Origin of the sequence: Pseudorhizobium endolithicum, from assembly GCF_902153245.2 — a bacterium.
GTDB lineage: Bacteria > Pseudomonadota > Alphaproteobacteria > Rhizobiales > Rhizobiaceae > Neorhizobium > Neorhizobium endolithicum.
In genome coordinates, this window is record NZ_CABFWF030000014.1 from 250,831 (window position 1) to 267,846 (window position 17,016).

The following is a 17,016-nucleotide window of genomic DNA, read 5'->3' on the forward strand; positions in this document are numbered from 1 at the left end:
TTAATATGCTGGTGCGGAGCTTGATAACACGGGTCGCGAAACGCAGGAGGCCACGGCTTTCGCCGCGGCCTCCCGGATCGTCTTCACTCGATGAAGCTAGGCCGCGGTTTCGGCCGCACCCTTCGCATATCCCTTCGTTTTCAGGATTTCGCCGATCTCGTCGAGGATCGCCGGGTCATCGATCGTCGCAGGCATCCTCCAGGGCAGCCCGTCGGCGATCTTCTGCATCGTGCCGCGAAGGATCTTGCCGGAGCGCGTCTTCGGCAGACGCTTCACCACCATCACGGTGCGGAACGCTGCCACCGGCCCTATTTCGCTCCTGACGAGGTCCACGACCTCCCTCTCGATCGCCTTCTCGTCGCGCGAGATGTTGTTCTTGAGGACGAGGAAACCGCAGGGGATCTGCCCCTTGAGCGGGTCGGCCACGCCGATCACGGCGCATTCGGCCACGTCGGGATGCATGGCACAGACCTCCTCCATTGCTCCGGTCGACAACCTGTGGCCGGCGCAATTTATGATGTCGTCCGTGCGCGCCATGACGAACAGGTAGCCGTCGCTGTCGATCATGCCTGCATCCGCGGTCTTGTAGTAGCCGGGAAATTCCTCAAGGCAGGCCTGCCGGAAGCGCTCGTCGGCATTCCAGAAACTGACGAGGCATCCCGGCGGAAGCGGCAGCTTCACGACGATGTTGCCCAGGGTGTCTGCCGGCACCGGATGGCCTGCATCGTCCAGAACCTCGATCGTATATCCCGGCATCGGCCGGGTCGGAGAGCCCGGCTTGAACGGAAGCAGTCCGAGGCCTACGGGATTTCCGACCATCGGCCAGCCCGTTTCCGTCTGCCACCAATGGTCGATCACCGGGACCTTCAGCACCTTTTCCGCCCATTTCAGCGTTTCCGGATCGGCCCGCTCCCCGGCAAGGAAAAGGGCGCGCAGTCCCGAAAGATCGTATGCTTCGACCAGCTTGCCTTCCGAATCGTCCCGCCGGATGGCGCGGAAGGCCGTCGGCGCCGTGAAAAGAACCTTCACGTCGTACTCCGAGACGATCCTCCAGTAGGTGCCGGCATCGGGCGTGCCCACCGGCTTGCCCTCGAATAGAACCGTCGTATTCCCGGCCAGCAGCGGCCCGTATACGATATAGGAGTGGCCCACGACCCAGCCTATGTCCGAGGCCGCCCAGAAGACTTCCCCGGGATCGACGCCGAAGAGATTCTTCATGGTCCAGTTGAGCGCCACCATGTGCCCCCCGTTATCGCGGACGACACCCTTGGGCTGACCCGTGGTTCCGGATGTGTAGAGAATGTAGAGCGGATCGGTGGCGGCTACGGGCACGCACCGGACCACGGTCCCGTTCGTCTTCTCCGCCTCTATCGCCAGCCGGAAATCAATGTCCCCGTGCTCGTATCGGAGGGGGGCGTGCAGCTCGTCCCGCTGCAGGATGAAGCAGAAGTCGGGCTTTACCTTCGCCATGTCCACCGCGTGGTCGAGCAGCGGCTTATAGGGGACGACTCGTCCCGGCTCCAGTCCGCAGCTTGCGCTGATCACCACCTTGGCGCCGCAGTCATCGATGCGTGTCGCCAGTTCGTGCGCCGCAAATCCCCCGAAGACGACGGAGTGGATGGCCCCCAACCGCGCACAGGCGAGCATGGAGAAGACGGCCTCCGGCACCATCGGCATGTAGATGAGGACCCGGTCGCCTTTCCCGACGCCGTGATTGCGAAGCACCGCAGCAATGGCCTGCACCTCGTCCAGCATCTGCTGATAGCTGTATGTCCTCTTCTCACCGTTCATTGCACTGTCGTAGATCAGCGCCGACTGGTCGCCTCGGCCCCGTTCGACATGCCGGTCCAGGCAGTTGTAGCATGTATTGGTCTCGCCGCCGGCAAACCACCGCCCGTAGACGCCCTGGTCCTTGTCGAAGACCGTCTCGATCGGCTTGAACCAGTGAAGCTTTTCTGCCTGCCGCCGCCAGAACTCCTCCGGCGCCGACTGCCACTCGCGGTAAATATCGAAGTATATGCTCTGCATCTGCTCCTCCCGTAGTCCCAGCGCAGCCATGGAAACTTTAGGATGAGGCAGAGCCGGCTGGAAAGCCAGACTAAAGGGCTAGGGGCACCTAGCGATTGCCGAAAATGGCCGATCCGACCCTGACGCTCGTCGCTCCGAAATGGATCGCCGTCTCGAAGTCGTTCGACATCCCCATGGACAATTTCTCAAGCCCGCACTGCGCTGCCAGCTTCGCAAGCAGCGCGAAATGCGGCCCAGGGTTTTCGTCCGCCGGCGGAATGCACATCAGTCCTTCGATGCCGAGGCCGAGTTCGACCCGGCAGAAGTCGACGAACGCCTTGGTGTCCTTGGGCGAGATTCCGGCTTTCTGCGGCTCCAGCCCCGTATTCACCTGCACGTAGAGGCGGGGCTTCCGCCCCTGCTTTCCCATCTCCTCTGCCAGGGCGCGGGCGATCTTCTCCCGGTCAACAGTCTCGATGACGTCGAAGAGCGCGACCGCATCACCTGCCTTGTTGGATTGCAGAGGCCCGATGAGGTGAAGCTCGATATCGCTGAATTCCGCCTTGAGAGCCGGCCATTTCCCCTGGCTTTCCTGAACACGATTCTCACCGAAAATGCGTTGCCCCGCCAAGATTGCCGGGCGGATCGCCTCGGTGTCGAACGTCTTCGATACCGCGACCAGGGATACGGATTGGGCCGCGCGGCTTGCCTGGCGCTCCGCCGCCTCGATCCGTGACAACACATCCTGCAGCCGTTCTTCCGTCGTCATGATCGACCTCATCTCCATCTTTTGCGGACGCTTAGCCGCCACAGCCCGCTCTGCCAAGGCCGGCTGGGGGTGCCGCCCAAACTTTACCGCGCCGGATGGCCGGAAAACTTGACGGTTGCGGGGTTTCATGATGAAGGTCTGGCCATCCCTGTCAGCACTTTTCCCGGAATATCATAGAATGGCGAGTGAACGTTACAATCCGCGCGAGGCCGAGCCGCGTTGGCAGCAAAGGTGGACCGAGGCGAAGGTCTTCGAGACCGACAACGCCGATCCGCGCGAGAAATACTACGTCCTCGAGATGTTCCCGTATCCGTCCGGCCGCATCCACATGGGCCATGTCCGCAACTACGCCATGGGTGACGTCGTTGCCCGGTACAAGCGGGCGAGGGGCTACAACGTCCTGCATCCGATGGGATGGGACGCCTTCGGAATGCCGGCTGAGAATGCTGCGCGCGACAACAAGGTGCACCCCAAGGAGTGGACCTACCGGAATATCGCGTCGATGAAGGCGCAGTTGAAGGCGATGGGCCTCTCGCTCGACTGGTCGCGCGAATTCGCCACCTGCGACGTCGAATATTACCACCGCCAGCAGCATCTCTTCCTGGACATGATGGAGAAGGGGCTGGTCTACCGCAAGCTCTCCAAGGTCAACTGGGATCCGGTCGATCATACCGTTCTCGCCAACGAACAGGTCATCGACGGTCGCGGCTGGCGTTCCGGCGCCCTCGTCGAGCAGCGGGAACTGGTGCAGTGGTTCTTCAAGATCACGGATTTCAGCCAGGATCTCCTGGAGTCGCTGGAGACGCTCGGTCAGTGGCCCGAGAAGGTGCGGCTGATGCAGAAGAACTGGATCGGCCGTTCGGAAGGGATGACCATCCGATGGGAACTGGTAGCGGATACCGCCCCTGCCGGCCACTCGGAAGTCACCGTCTATACAACCCGTCCGGATACGCTCTTCGGCGCCTCCTTCCTGGCGATCGCCGCCGACCACCCGCTGGCAAGAGACGCAGCGGCAGCAAACCCGGCTATCGAAGCCTTCGCCGAGGAGTGCCGGCGGCAGGGAACCTCGCTGGCTGCGCTCGAGACGGCCGAGAAGAAGGGCATCGATACCGGCATCCGTGTCAGACACCCGCTCGACCCTTCGTGGGAGCTGCCTGTCTATATCGCGAACTTCGTCTTGATGGAGTATGGCACCGGAGCGATCTTCGGTTGCCCGTCCGGCGACCAGCGCGACCTGGACTTCGCCCGCAAATACGAGCTGCCGGTCGTTCCCGTCGTCATGCCTGCAGATGCGAATGCCGAAAGCTTTGCGATCGGTGATACGGCTTATGATGGCGATGGCGTGATGATCAACTCCCGCTTCCTCGACGGGAAATCCACGGAAGAGGCCTTTGACCTCGTCGCCGATCGGCTCTCAGGCACGATCCTGGGTAACATGCCACAGGGAGAGCGGAAGGTGAATTTCCGTCTCCGCGACTGGGGCATCTCCCGCCAGCGCTACTGGGGCTGCCCGATTCCGGTGATCCATTGCGAGGTCTGCGGTGTCGTGCCGGTGCCGAAGAAGGACCTACCGGTCAGGCTTCCGGACGACGTAACGTTCGATCAGCCGGGGAACCCGCTCGATCGCCATTCCACATGGCGGCACGTCGCCTGCCCGCAATGCGGTGCAGATGCGCGCCGTGAAACCGATACGATGGACACATTCGTCGATTCCAGCTGGTATTTCACGCGTTTCACGGCTCCATGGGAGGACATGCCGACGGATCCGAAGGCGGCAAATCACTGGCTGCCGGTCGATCAGTACATCGGCGGCATCGAGCATGCCATCCTTCACCTGCTCTACTCACGCTTCTTCACGCGGGCGATGAAGGAAACCGGCCATGTAGACGTCAAGGAGCCATTCAAGGGTCTCTTCACCCAGGGCATGGTGGTCCACGAGACCTATCGCCGCGGCAGTGGCGCCGCCGGCGAATGGGTGGCACCCGCCGATATCCGCATGGAAGAGGTCGACGGAAAGCGGCGGGCGACGCTTCTGTCGACCGGCGAGGAGGTGACGATCGGCTCCATCGAAAAGATGTCGAAGTCTAAGAAGAACGTGGTGGATCCGGACGATATCATCGCTTCTTACGGCGCCGATACGGCCCGTTTCTTCGTTCTGTCGGACTCCCCGCCCGATCGCGACGTCATCTGGTCGGAGGCGGGCGTCGAAGGCGCGCACCGTTTCACGCAACGCCTCTGGCGCCTCATTTCCGAAGCAGCGGCAAGTCTCGCCGACGTGCAGAGCGCACCTGCCGGCGAGGGTGAGGGTCTGGCCGTCTCCCAGGCCGCGCACAGGACGCTGAAGGCGGTTCAGGAGGACTACGACAAGCTGTCCTTCAACAGGGCGGTCGCGCGCGTTTACGAATTGGTGAACACGCTGGCGGCGCCGCTGGCGCGCGTTGCGACGGGCGAGGGCGATGGCGCCTATCGGGCGGCCGTCCGCAATGCTGCCGAGATTCTGATCCAGATCGTCGCACCGATGACCCCGCATCTGGCTGAGGAATGCTGGGCCGCACTGGGCAATTCCGAGATGTTGTCCCGCGCACCATGGCCCCGCTTCGACGAGAGCCTTGTTGCTGCAAATGAGATCACGCTCCCGGTCCAGATCAACGGCAAGAAACGCGCAGAATTGACAATCGCGCGCGAGGCATCTCAAGATGCGGTCCAAGCCGCGGTTCTTCAACTGGATGCCGTGCGTGCTGCATTGGATGGGCGGGCAGCCAAGAAGGTCATCATCGTCCCACAGAGGATCGTGAACATTGTCGTCTGACGTATCGCCTATCCTCCGCCGGATCTGCTCTGCTGCTTCGGCGCTCTTCATCGTGGCAGCATTGTCCGCCTGCCAGGTCCGTCCGCTCTATGGAGAAGCGTCCGGACCGGGAGCTCGGCTTGCCGATATCGGGTTCTCCCAAGCCGACCACCGGGTAGAGCAGGTCGTGCGCAATCAGTTGATCTTTCTTTCATCCGGTGGACAGGGCGAAGCACGCGCTCCGCAGTATATGGTCGAGCTTCAGGTGGTATCCGCCTATAGCGACATCCTTGACGACGAGGATGCCGTCGGCCTTCAGCCGGGCAGGGTCGTGGTGACGGGCACGTACAGGATGTCGCGCGTCAGCGATGGTCAGGTCCTGAAGGCGGGCACTCGCCGGGCGACGTCTCTGCTCGATGTGTCTCGTCAGGAATTCGCGGAGCTGCGCTCCGTCCGCGATGCGGAGGATCGCGCCGCGCGCGAGCTCGCGGAGGTCATCCGCGCCGATCTCGCCGTTGCGCTGGCGAAGGAGCCACCTCCGCAGGCGACATGGCAGAAGTAAAGTCTCACGAATTTGATCGCTTTGCGGAGCGGGCGACGGACCTCTACCGCATATTCGTAGTCTACGGTCCCGACCGCGGACTGGCCTCCGAACGGGCGGCTGTACTGGCTCGAAAGTCAGGCGTTGCTCCGGATGACCCCTTCGCGACACTCAAGCTCGATGTCTCGGATCTGCAGAACGATCCCGGCCGGCTGCTAGACGAGGTCAACGCGCTAGGGCTCTTCGGTGGTGAGAAGCTTGTCTGGATCCGCAACGCTTCGAATGAAAAGACCCTTGTCGATGCAATGGCAGTCCTGGCAAGTGGCCCGCCCCCCGCCAACTTCCTGCTTGTTGAGGCCGGGGACCTGAAAAAGGGAAGCGGGCTGCGCAAGATTGCGGAAGCCTCAAAGACGATCGCCATCATCCCCTGTTATGCCGACGATGTCCGGGCGCTGAACAGCCTTATCGACATCGTCCTCGGCGAGGACAGCTTGACCATAAGCCCGGAGGCACGTCGGCACCTGGTGGAACGCCTTGGGGGCGACCGCGCGGCCTCGCGCAACGAAATCCGCAAGCTTGCGCTCTATTGTCGAGGCAGGGAGAGGGTGGAGGAAGAAGACGTTCTGGCTATCATCGGCGATGCCAGCGGCGTTTCCGCCGATGAGGCTGTGGATGCGGCCCTGACGGGTGATCTACCTGCGCTCCGCCACGCCCTGCAGAAGGTCCAGACGTCGAAGACGCCCGTGTTCCTCATCCTCCAATCCTGTCTTAAGACATTCCAGATGATGGAACTGATGCGGGCAGAGATGGACGAGAAGAATATCCAGCCAGGCCAGGTCATGATGACGCTTGGACGGCACATCCACTTCAAGCGCAAGCCGCTGGTCGAGAAGGCATTGCGAATTTGGCCGGCGGATGCACTCACCCGTGAGATGGAGCGACTCCAGACGGCTATCCTCCAGAGCCGCCAGAAACAGGTGCTGGAGGACAGCATAGCCTTTCAGACCCTGATGGCGATCACGCTTCAGTCGGCCCGCGCCCGCCGCTGATCAACGACGTTCCAGCAGCCGGCAGATTTCTTCCAGCTGATCGAGGTTGCGGTAGTTTATCCTGACCTGACCGGTCCCGCCCTTGTGGTTGATTTTGACATCGAGCCCCAGGGCATCCGATAGGGAGCGCTCCAGAGCCAGCGTATCGGAATCCTTCTGCTCGGGTTTTGGAGCAGCCGGTTCCGACTGGGCTTTGATATCGTGCTGCGCAAGCCGCTCGGCATCGCGCACCGACATCCCTTTCGACACGATTGTCCGCGCAAGCGATACAGGGTCGGAGGTCGTGATCAAGGCTCTCGCATGCCCTGCCGAAAGCGCGCCGGAGGCCAGCATGTTCCGAACAGGTTCCGGCAGCTTCAGAAGGCGCAAGCTGTTTGCGACGTGACTGCGGCTCTTCCCTATGATCCCACCGAGGTCGTTCTGGGTATAGCCGTATTCGGCAATGAGCTGGTCGTAGCCCAGAGCTTCTTCCAGGGGATTGAGGTCTGCCCTCTGAACGTTCTCAACGATCGCGATTTCCAGCGCGGTCCGATCGTCCACGTCCCGCACAATCACCGGGATCTCGTGCAGGCCGGCCAGTTGCGCGGCACGCCAGCGCCGCTCACCGGCAATGATCTCATACCGATCCCCCACCGAACGTACAACCACCGGCTGGACAATACCGTGCTGCCGGATCGAACTCGCCAGATCCTGCAGATCGCTCTCATCGAACTGGCGGCGGGGGTTGCGGGGATTGCGGTCGACATGTTCGATCGGCACGAGACGGTCGGGATTGATCGCCCGCGGCCCAACGTCGACCGGCAAAGGTTGATCCATCTGGCCGATCAGGGCGGCAAGGCCGCGGCCGAGCCGGCGTTTGGAAAGATCGTCGCTCATCGTGTCCTGATCCTTTAGGCTGCCTTGCGTTGGCGCTCTCTTTGAATGACCTCGGAGGCGAGCTGCAGATAGGCCTGGCTGCCTGCGCATTTCAGGTCATACAGGATGGCCGGTTTCCCATAGCTGGGCGCTTCCGAAACCCGCACGTTTCGCGGGATCAGCGTGTGATAAACCTTGTCGCCCAGATAGGTCCTGACATCGTTGACCACCTGCTGCGCCAGATTGTTGCGGGAATCGAACATCGTCAGAACTATTCCCTGGATGTCGAGAGACGGATTCACTGTCTGGCGGACCTGATTGACCGTTTCCAGAAGCTGGCTCAGGCCCTCGAGTGCAAAAAATTCGCATTGGAGAGGCACCAGGACGGATTGCGCGGCAGCCATTGCATTCATCGTCAGAAGATTGAAGGAAGGCGGGCAATCAAGGATAACATAGGTATAGCAGAGGCTGGCTTGCCCGAGCGCATGACGCAGGCGGAATACGCGGTCTGCCTCTTGGGCGATCTCCATCTCGAAGCCCAGAAGGTCCATCGTCGACGGGACGATCGAGAGATTGGGGACCGCTGTGGGAAGAACCGTCTGCTCGACCGTATGGGTACCCATCAGAAGGTCATAGGAAGAAACCGACCTGTCCCGCCGATCGATACCGAGACCGGTGCTGGCATTGCCTTGGGGATCGAGATCCACGATGAGAACCTGCTCACCGATGGCAGCGAGAGCTGTAGCCAGGTTGATGGCGGTCGTTGTCTTGCCGACTCCGCCCTTCTGGTTGGCAATGGTGATGATGCGGCTGTTATAATTCATGTCGACCCTGATGTCCGATCAACTCTTCGGCCGTAGTCCGCTGATTTCGAGAATCACCGAGTTTTGCTCCACAGCACTCTGATGTCTTACCAGATCGAAATCCCAATCACCACGAGCTTTGTCCACCTCGCGCTGGTAATCCCGGCCTTTGTGCAGCAGTGCACGGGTGGATGATCCTATCATCCACGGCGAGGCATATCGCAACAGGAGGTCGAGATCCGCCAATGCCCTGGCGGAGATGAATTCGCAGCCAGATATTTCCGTCTGCGCCGCCTCGATCCTCAGCGGATGCACACTACCTCGGCCGTTGCATTCCATCAGCGCCACGCGCAGGAAGGCGCATTTCTTCTGATTGCTTTCGACAAGGTGCACCCAGCCGCCACCGGTCTCAGCAAGTAAAATGGCCGTAATAACGCCCGGGAAACCTCCTCCGGAGCCAAGATCGAGCCAGGTGGCGGGTCGCGGGTGAAGCTGGAATAGCTGGGCGCTGTCGGCGATGTGGCGGCTCCACAGCTCCTCCAGCGTGGAAGGAGCGACAAGATTGATGCTCTTCGCCCACTTCCTGAACAGCATGGCGAAATGCTCGAGGCGTTCCTGCGTTTCACGTGAAACACGCCTTCCGTTCAGCTCCATCAGCAGACTCGCATAGGGCGCGTGGGCGCGTGTTTTCGGATCATAGCGAGCAGCAGAGCAGCGGCAGCCGGCGTCATTCCCTCGATCTTGGCAGCGTGTGCAAGCGTAAGAGGCTGTTGTTCTGCAAGCTTCTTCTTGATCTCGTTCGATAGCCCGGACATCGCCATGTAGTCGAAATCCGCGGGTATGACGAGACCCTCATCCCGCTGAAGCGCTTGGATATCGCCCTGCTGGCGGTCGAGATAGACGGAATATGTCGCCTCGATAGCCAGCGCTTCTCCCACTCTTGGTCCCATTTCCTTCAGCTCTTCCCAGATGGAGGAAAGCGTCTCCATCGTCACATCCGGATAGGCAAGCAGGTCGTAGGCGCTACGCCGCTGTCCGTCGCGGTTCAGGGCCAAACCATGCTTGGCAGCCTCATTCGGAGTCATGGAGATGTTCTTCAGCCGCTCCCTCCAGACATCAAGCTGCGCTTCATACGCTCCGAAGCGTTCTTCCCGTGCTGATCCCACGATGCCGAGACGCAACCCCTCGCGGGTCAGGCGCTCGTCTGCGTTGTCGGCGCGAAGCGAGAGCCGATATTCCGCCCGCGATGTGAACATCCGGTAAGGCTCCGTCACTCCCCTCGTGGTCAGGTCATCGATCATGACCCCGATATACGAGCTTGACCTGCTGAAGTGGTACGCGTCTCCGCCACTCGCTCGCAACCCTGCATTAAGACCGGCTACCAATCCTTGCGCTGCTGCCTCTTCGTAGCCCGTCGTGCCATTTATCTGGCCCGCCAGGAACAAGCCGCTGATGTTCTTGACCTCAAGGCTCATAGTCAGCTGGCGGGGATCGATATGGTCGTACTCGATGGCATATCCCGGCTGGAGAATTTCCACCTTCTCCAAACCGGGAATAGTCCGGATAAAGGCTTGCTGTACGTCCGCGGGGAGCGAGGTGGAGATGCCGTTCGGGTAGACGGTATCGTCGTCAAGGCCTTCCGGTTCCAGGAAGATCTGATGGCCGTCACGCTCGCCGAAGCGGACGATCTTGTCTTCGATGGAAGGGCAATATCGAGGTCCGGCACCCTCGATCCGGCCGGAATACATCGCCGAAAGATGGATGTTATCGCTGATAAGGCGATGCGTTTCCGCCGTTGTACGCGTCACGCCACAGGCAATCTGCCGGTTCGTGATGGCGTCCGTCATGAATGAAAACGGAACCGGCGCTTCGTCCGCCTCCTGCCGTCCGATCGAGTCCCAATCGATAGTCCGCCCGTTAAGCCTCGCGGGTGTCCCGGTCTTGAGGCGCCCGACCTTAAGTCCTTGATTGACCAGTCTATTCGACAGTCCGAGGGACGGCGCCTCACCCATACGCCCCGCTGCCATGGTCTCGTGACCAATATGAATGACGCCGCGAAGAAAGGTTCCTGTCGTCAGCACTACGGAGCCGCAGGAAAGGCGGCGACCGTCCGCAAGGACCACCGCTTCGACACGCGCATGCTCGATGTCCAGATCGAATGCCTCGCCCTCGATCACCTCCAGGTTCGGATGGTTGAGGATCTCCCGCTGCATGGCCAGACGGTAAAGCTTCCGGTCTGCCTGGGTGCGCGGACCCCGGACGGCCGGCCCCTTGCGCCGGTTGAGTAGCCTGAACTGGATACCTGCGGCATCGGCCACACGTCCCATGAGTCCATCCAGTGCGTCGACTTCCCGCACGAGGTGACCTTTGCCCAGACCGCCGATCGCCGGGTTGCAGGACATGACGCCGATCGTGTCCCGCTTGTGCGTCAGCAAGGCGGTTCTTGCACCCAGGCGCGCCGCTGCACTGGCAGCTTCGCAGCCTGCATGCCCTCCTCCGATCACGACGACATCGAACCTGTTATCCATCTTCAGCATCATGGGTGTTTCACGTGAATCACTATTTGCCGATACAAAACTGCGAAAAGATGACGTCGAGAAGCTGCTCGACATCCACATGACCGGTAATCCGGCCGAGCGAACCCGCGGCGGCGCGCAGATGTTCCGCTCTCAACTCAGGTTCCCCTGCCTTTAGCGCCGAACGAACAGAAAGGGAAGTGAGCCGCAGAAGCTCCGTCTGACGCTCCCGCGTCGGGACCGCAGCGCCGGACCAGAAAGATTGAATCCGGCTAACAACAAGGCGTCGAAGCGCTTCTATACCGTCACCCGTCTCGACGGAGACGCAGAGGTCGTAGCGGGAGCAGTCTCCGTGCAGGTCCAGCTTGGTTCCGATACGTATCACATCTCCCGCCGGATATGGAGAAGCTTCGGCTTTCCCGCCAATCTCCTCCAGGGCAAGAACCAGATCGGCCTCCTCCATCATCTGTCGGGCACGCCGTATTCCCTCCCGTTCGATCGCATCGGCGGTTTCCCTTAAGCCAGCGGTATCGAACAGCCGTACCAGATACCCCTCCATGTCCAGGTCGACATGAAGGATATCGCGCGTCGTTCCCGCAATATCGGTCACGATCGCCACGTCCCTTTGCGCGAGGTGGTTCATCAGGCTCGACTTGCCCGCATTGGGCGGGCCGACAATGGCAATCTTGTATCCGCCGCGAATGATCTCTCCAGCCTTGGATGCCGCAATATGACTGTCTATTTCGGCGGCGACCGCGGCAATATCCGATATTACCCTCTCGCCGACGGCACCTGGCACATCATCCTCATCGGCGAAATCGAGTTCCGCCTCGATCATGGCCCTCGCATATGTCAGTCGGCTCGCCCAGCCCTCGTAGAGCTTCGACTGGCCGCCGAAGCTCTGCTCCACGGCAAGTCGTCTTTGCATTTCCGTTTCAGCGGCGATCAGTTCCGCGAGGCCTTCCGCTTCAACCAGATCAAGGCGCCCATTCTCGAATGCCCGCCGCGAGAATTCGCCGGCCTCTGCCATACGCAAGCCGGCAACAGCAGCAAGTTCGGCGAGAACGGCATTGACGACCGCGCGACTACCATGAAGTTGCAGTTCAACGCAGTCTTCGCCCGTAAACGAGTGTGGTCCGGGGAAGGACAGCACCAGCGCCTGATCCAGGAGAGCGCCCCGCCGATCGACTATCTGGCGCAAACTCGCATGACGAGGGCGAGGCGCAGCTTTTCCGGTCAGCCTCTTGAGCGCTTCGAAGGCTTCGGGTCCACTGATCCTGACCACGGCAACCCCGGCCGGCAAAGCTCCACTGGACAGGGCAAAGATCGTATCCGTCCGCTTGAACATTCCTGCCACTGCTTCCTTAAAGCCGGAAGCGCCCGGTATGGTGCCGGACGCTTCCAACTCATCATCTGTACCCGACTAAGAACTACGTATTCATCGAATCGAAGAAATCGCCGTTGTTCTTCGTCTGTTTGAGCTTGTCGATGAGGAACTCGATGGCGTCCGTCGTCCCCATCGGGGCAAGAATTCGGCGAAGGACGAAGATTTTCTGGAGGTCCTGACGCGGAACGAGCAGATCCTCCTTGCGGGTTCCGGACTTGAGAATGTCCATAGCCGGGAAGATCCGCTTGTCTGCAACCTTCCGGTCGAGGACGATTTCGGAGTTGCCGGTTCCCTTGAACTCCTCAAAGATCACTTCGTCCATGCGGCTGCCGGTGTCGATCAGGGCCGTTGCGATGATGGTCAGCGATCCGCCTTCCTCGATGTTACGGGCCGCGCCGAAGAAGCGCTTCGGACGTTGCAGGGCGTTGGCGTCCACACCACCGGTGAGAACCTTGCCGGAGGAGGGGACAACGGTGTTGTAGGCTCGGCCGAGCCTCGTAATCGAATCGAGCAGGATGACGACGTCGCGGCCGTGCTCCACGAGGCGCTTAGCCTTCTCTATCACCATTTCCGCGACCTGGACGTGGCGAACCGCGGGTTCGTCGAAGGTCGAGGAGACAACCTCGCCGCGGACCGACCTCTGCATGTCGGTTACTTCTTCCGGCCGTTCATCGATCAGGAGAACGATCAGGTAGCATTCGGGATGGTTGGCGGTGATCGAATGGGCGATGTTCTGCAGCAGCACCGTTTTACCGGTCCTCGGCGGCGCCACGATCAGTCCGCGCTGCCCCTTGCCGAGCGGCGCGACCAGATCGATCACCCGTGCCGACAGATCCTTGGACGTCGGCACGTCCAGTTCCATCTTGAAGCGCTCGTTCGGATAGAGCGGCGTCAGGTTGTCGAAATGGACCTTGTGGCGGATCTTCTCAGGATCGTCGAAATTGATCGTGTTGACCTTGAGAAGAGCGAAGTACCTTTCGCCTTCCTTCGGGCCGCGAATCGGGCCCTCCACCGTATCCCCGGTCTTCAGGGAGAAGCGGCGGATCTGGGAAGGAGAGATGTAGATATCGTCCGGGCCGGGAAGATAGTTTGCATTTGCGGACCGCAGAAAACCGAACCCGTCCTGCAGAACCTCCACCACCCCTTCGCCGATGATCTCCACGTCCTGGCTCGCCAGCACCTTCAGGATCGCGAACATCAGCTCCTGCTTGCGCATGGTGCTGGCGTTTTCCACCTCGAGGGATTCGGCAAAGGTCAGCAGATCCGTCGGGGATTTGCTCTTGAGTTCTTGAAGCTTCATTTCAGCCATGAAGGGGGACCACGTTGGATACAGAAGAGGGGAAAAGGCGTGCCGGTCAAATTCTCGCCGCGGAAAATCCGGGGAGGATGAGGGGATTACTAGCCTGCCACGAGATGAGATGCGGCGAAAATAGCGACTTGCACCGCTCACCGCAAGGGCAAACATCGCGTTTGCCCGTCAAAACCAGCCGAGATCAGAATGGTTTCACGACCACGAGGATAACGATCGCGATCATCAGCAGGGTCGGCGCCTCGTTCATCATGCGCCAGTAGCGTGGTGTCTTCCGCGGCCCGTCGGCGGCGAAGGTACGGACAGCCCGGCTGAAGACCACGTGCACAGCCGTCAGAAAGACCACGAGCACGATCTTGGCATGGAGCCAGCCGCCCTGGAAACGGAACACATCCCAGGCCAGATAGAGGCCGAGAATCCAGGTAATCATCATCGCCGGATTCATGATCACCTTGAGAAGGCGCTGCTCCATCACCTTGAAGGTTTCCGATTGCGCCGATCCGATGTCCGCGTCACTGTGGTAGATGAAAAGCCGCGGCAGATAGAGGAGCCCTGCCATCCAGGAGATCACCGCCACAACGTGGAGCGCTTTCATCCAGAGAGCGAAGCTGTCCGGCTGCAACAGGTAGAGCAGGGCGATGAAGCCGAGGAAAACGCCAAGCGCGACAAGGGCCTTCCTGCTTGCCCTCCTCCCCGCTCCACCGGACGTCTGAAGCTCCGGGCTGATCATGCCGTGAACTCCCGCACGCGCCGCACCAGATCCGTCACATGTGCAGGATCGGCCTCGGGAGTGATCCCATGGCCGAGATTGAAGATAAGCGGACCGTGGCCGAGCTTCTGCAGAATGGCATCGATCCCTTCCTCCAGTGAACGGCCACCCGTGACCACCCGCATCGGATCGAGGTTGCCCTGCACCGGCCCTTCCTTCTGCAGTTCGGCGGCGAAGGAGAGCGGGACAGACCAATCAAGCCCTATGGCATTCGCATCGGTCTGCTGCCGGTAGGATTTCAGGTTCATGCCGGCGCCCTTGGCAAAGGCTATGATCCTGGCGCCTGGCCGGGCCGCCCTTACGGCACGAATCGTCCTTGCAACCGGACGAACGGCAAAGGCCTCGAATTCCCGCTCCCCCAGAACGCCGGCCCAGGAATCGAAGATCTGAACCGCATCAGCGCCCGCATCAATCTGGGCGATCAAATACTCCGCGGAAACATCGGCAAGAAAGTCGAGGAGCCTCGCAAACACGGTCGGATGCCGGTAGGCGAACAGCCGGGCCGGCGCCTGATCCGGTGTCCCGTGGCCGGCGATCATGTAGGTTGCAACCGTCCAAGGCGCCCCACAGAAACCGAGCAGCGTCGTTTCCTGCGGCAGTTCCCGGCGAAGCCTGCGGACCGTCTCGATTACCGGAGCAAGATGATCGACGACCCCGTCCGTCTTCAACTGCTCGATCCCCTGTACGTCGATCGGATCCATCTGCGGACCCTCTCCCTGCACGAAACGGACGTTCCGCTTCAAGGCATCGGGAATGACGAGAATATCGGAAAAGAGGATGGCGGCGTCGAACCCATACCGCCGGATCGGCTGGAGCGTAACCTCCACGGCGTGCTCCGGTGAATAACAGAGATCTAGAAAGCTTCCGGCCTTGGCACGTGTCTCACGATATTCCGGGAGGTAGCGTCCTGCCTGCCTCATCAGCCAGATCGGGGGAGGGGTGACCGTCTTGCCTTCCAGCACGTCGACGATCTTCCGGGATGGGCCAGTCAAGGTGTCCTCCTAAATAGGAAATGATTTTAAAGAGCTTTCTATTTCTTAGAGTCAGGGGGTATCAAGGATTAAACGGCATTCACACGAAACGCGACAATCCGCCACCTTGGCCATCGGCGTTGGATGAAATGGAGTAAGCGATAGGGGAATATCGATAGGGTCGCGGATTGGTTCGCATTTTCAATAGGATGATCGGCATCTTTGGATGAGCATCCTGTGGATAACGAGTGGATAGCGAAGGACGTGCGAAGAGCTATCCTTCTTGTCCACAACCGAGCCCTGATCGGATCCGCCACGGGATGAAATGTGGAAAAGTGAGCCGTTATCCTGAGAGGTGGGCGAGGCTGCGGTCACGGCCCGCCTTTCTCCCCGGTTATCAACAAAGGATGAAGAACAACGTGGAGAACCGCAGAAACTTCTTTCATCTGCACCTGATTTCTGACTCGACGGGCGAAACGCTCATATCCGCCGGCCGTGCCGTCTCGGCCCAGTTCCAGGCCTATGCCGCGATCGAACACATTTATCCGCTCGTAAGGAACAGGAAGCAGCTCCTCCTTGTGCTGCAGTCGATAGACCGGGAGCCCGGTATCGTCCTCTACACGATCGTAGATCAGGATCTCGCTCACGCCCTTGACGATCGTTGCCGCGAGCTTGGAATCCCTTGCGTCAATGTGCTCGAGCCGGTGATGACAACGTTCCAGGTCTTTCTCGGTTCCCCTTCCCGTCGCCGCGTCGGAGCACAGCACGCCTTGGACGCAGACTATTTCGCACGCATGGAAGCGTTGAACTTCGCCATGGATCATGACGATGGCCAGTTCCCTGAGGATTACGACCAGGCGGACGTCGTGCTGGTGGGTATCAGCCGTACCTCAAAGACACCGATGAGCATCTATCTGGCCAATCGCGGCATCAAGACCGCCAACCTGCCGATCGTGTTGGGGATGGAGCCTCCGGAAAGCCTGCTGAAGGCAGCGGGGCCACTGGTTGTCGGGCTGGTCGCAACAACCGATCGCATCTCGCAGGTTCGCGAGCACCGGGAATTGGGTGCAACGCACGGCTATGACCGCGGTCACTATACCGACCGTGCTACTATTCAGGAGGAGCTGAAATATGCCCGCAGCCTTTGCGCCCGCCACGGCTGGCCGGTCATCGACGTGACACGCCGGTCGATCGAGGAGACGGCCGCTGCGATCGTTGCTTTGCGCCCGCGGCTGCGATAATCGGGTGCAGG

At 60.6% G+C, this 17,016-nt stretch carries 14 protein-coding genes; 4 read left to right on the forward strand and 10 right to left on the reverse strand.

The window, feature by feature from the left end; genetic code table 11:
- Positions 1-96: 96 nt before the first annotated feature.
- Both RTCK_RS16410 and RTCK_RS16415 read right to left on the reverse strand, forming a co-directional pair.
- A complete protein-coding gene (locus tag RTCK_RS16410; protein ID WP_142593572.1) occupies positions 97-2,028 on the reverse strand; it encodes a propionyl-CoA synthetase in 1,932 nt (643 codons plus the stop codon).
- Between the two features lie 88 nt (positions 2,029-2,116).
- On the reverse strand, positions 2,117-2,776 hold the full coding sequence (locus tag RTCK_RS16415; RefSeq protein ID WP_142593573.1) for a YggS family pyridoxal phosphate-dependent enzyme: 660 nt from the start codon (positions 2,774-2,776) through the stop codon (positions 2,117-2,119).
- Positions 2,777-2,954: 178 nt separating this feature from the next.
- Here RTCK_RS16415 and leuS point away from each other — a divergent pair, with 178 nt between their 5' ends.
- Genes leuS through holA form a run of 3 tightly spaced genes read left to right on the forward strand, consistent with a single transcriptional unit; the run spans position 2,955 to position 7,154 of the window.
- Positions 2,955-5,585: a leucine--tRNA ligase gene (leuS, locus tag RTCK_RS16420; protein WP_142593574.1), complete on the forward strand. Its 2,631-nt coding sequence runs from the start codon at positions 2,955-2,957 to the stop codon at positions 5,583-5,585.
- Complete coding sequence (locus RTCK_RS16425) at positions 5,575-6,126, forward strand: hypothetical protein (RefSeq protein ID WP_235988729.1); 552 nt, start codon at positions 5,575-5,577, stop codon at positions 6,124-6,126. The genes leuS and RTCK_RS16425 overlap by 11 nt, the downstream gene beginning before the upstream one ends.
- Complete coding sequence (gene holA, locus RTCK_RS16430) at positions 6,114-7,154, forward strand: DNA polymerase III subunit delta (RefSeq protein WP_142593575.1); 1,041 nt, start codon at positions 6,114-6,116, stop codon at positions 7,152-7,154. Before RTCK_RS16425 ends, holA begins: the two co-directional genes overlap by 13 nt.
- On the opposite strand, the gene RTCK_RS16435 is transcribed toward holA, so the two are convergent.
- The 8 genes from RTCK_RS16435 to hemE form a co-directional block, all read right to left on the reverse strand.
- Positions 7,155-8,030 (reverse strand): ParB/RepB/Spo0J family partition protein, encoded by an 876-nt coding sequence (locus RTCK_RS16435; protein ID WP_142593576.1) that lies wholly within the window; start codon positions 8,028-8,030, stop codon positions 7,155-7,157.
- 14 nt (positions 8,031-8,044) lie between these two features.
- Positions 8,045-8,833 carry a ParA family protein gene (locus RTCK_RS16440; RefSeq protein ID WP_142522409.1) on the reverse strand — a complete coding sequence of 263 codons (789 nt, stop codon included), beginning with the start codon at positions 8,831-8,833 and terminating at the stop codon, positions 8,045-8,047.
- 18 nt (positions 8,834-8,851) lie between these two features.
- Entirely contained in the window at positions 8,852-9,466 is a 615-nt protein-coding gene (rsmG, locus tag RTCK_RS16445) for a 16S rRNA (guanine(527)-N(7))-methyltransferase RsmG (RefSeq protein ID WP_142522408.1), read from the reverse strand.
- Positions 9,466-11,352 (reverse strand): tRNA uridine-5-carboxymethylaminomethyl(34) synthesis enzyme MnmG, encoded by a 1,887-nt coding sequence (gene mnmG, locus RTCK_RS16450; RefSeq protein WP_235988730.1) that lies wholly within the window; start codon positions 11,350-11,352, stop codon positions 9,466-9,468. The genes rsmG and mnmG overlap by 1 nt, the downstream gene beginning before the upstream one ends.
- Positions 11,353-11,371: 19 nt before the next feature.
- Positions 11,372-12,676 (reverse strand): tRNA uridine-5-carboxymethylaminomethyl(34) synthesis GTPase MnmE, encoded by a 1,305-nt coding sequence (gene mnmE, locus RTCK_RS16455; protein ID WP_142593577.1) that lies wholly within the window; start codon positions 12,674-12,676, stop codon positions 11,372-11,374.
- A gap of 82 nt (positions 12,677-12,758) precedes the next feature.
- A complete protein-coding gene (gene rho / locus RTCK_RS16460) occupies positions 12,759-14,024 on the reverse strand; it encodes a transcription termination factor Rho (protein WP_139346276.1) in 1,266 nt (421 codons plus the stop codon).
- A 184-nt stretch (positions 14,025-14,208) separates the two neighbouring features.
- The gene (hemJ, locus tag RTCK_RS16465) at positions 14,209-14,751 is read right to left on the reverse strand and encodes a protoporphyrinogen oxidase HemJ (protein WP_408004562.1); all 543 of its coding nucleotides are present in this window, start codon (positions 14,749-14,751) and stop codon (positions 14,209-14,211) included.
- Positions 14,751-15,785, reverse strand: a complete 1,035-nt coding sequence (gene hemE / locus RTCK_RS16470) for a uroporphyrinogen decarboxylase (protein WP_142593578.1) — start codon at positions 15,783-15,785, stop codon at positions 14,751-14,753. The genes hemJ and hemE overlap by 1 nt, the downstream gene beginning before the upstream one ends.
- A 398-nt stretch (positions 15,786-16,183) precedes the next feature.
- Between hemE and RTCK_RS16475 the strand changes: the two genes are divergently transcribed.
- The gene (locus RTCK_RS16475; RefSeq protein WP_142593579.1) at positions 16,184-17,005 is read left to right on the forward strand and encodes a pyruvate, water dikinase regulatory protein; all 822 of its coding nucleotides are present in this window, start codon (positions 16,184-16,186) and stop codon (positions 17,003-17,005) included.
- Positions 17,006-17,016 lie beyond the last annotated feature (11 nt).

Coding starts and splice junctions, on each gene's coding strand:
- RTCK_RS16440 (WP_142522409.1), bottom strand. CDS start 8,833: ATGAATTATAACAGCCGCATCATCACCATTGCCAACCAGAAGGGCGGA.
- RTCK_RS16415 (WP_142593573.1), bottom strand. CDS start 2,776: ATGACGACGGAAGAACGGCTGCAGGATGTGTTGTCACGGATCGAGGCG.
- mnmE (WP_142593577.1), bottom strand. CDS start 12,676: ATGTTCAAGCGGACGGATACGATCTTTGCCCTGTCCAGTGGAGCTTTG.
- holA (WP_142593575.1), top strand. CDS start 6,114: ATGGCAGAAGTAAAGTCTCACGAATTTGATCGCTTTGCGGAGCGGGCG.
- RTCK_RS16435 (WP_142593576.1), bottom strand. CDS start 8,030: ATGAGCGACGATCTTTCCAAACGCCGGCTCGGCCGCGGCCTTGCCGCC.
- mnmG (WP_235988730.1), bottom strand. CDS start 11,352: ATGATGCTGAAGATGGATAACAGGTTCGATGTCGTCGTGATCGGAGGA.
- rsmG (WP_142522408.1), bottom strand. CDS start 9,466: ATGGAGCTGAACGGAAGGCGTGTTTCACGTGAAACGCAGGAACGCCTC.
- rho (WP_139346276.1), bottom strand. CDS start 14,024: ATGGCTGAAATGAAGCTTCAAGAACTCAAGAGCAAATCCCCGACGGAT.
- leuS (WP_142593574.1), top strand. CDS start 2,955: ATGGCGAGTGAACGTTACAATCCGCGCGAGGCCGAGCCGCGTTGGCAG.
- RTCK_RS16410 (WP_142593572.1), bottom strand. CDS start 2,028: ATGCAGAGCATATACTTCGATATTTACCGCGAGTGGCAGTCGGCGCCG.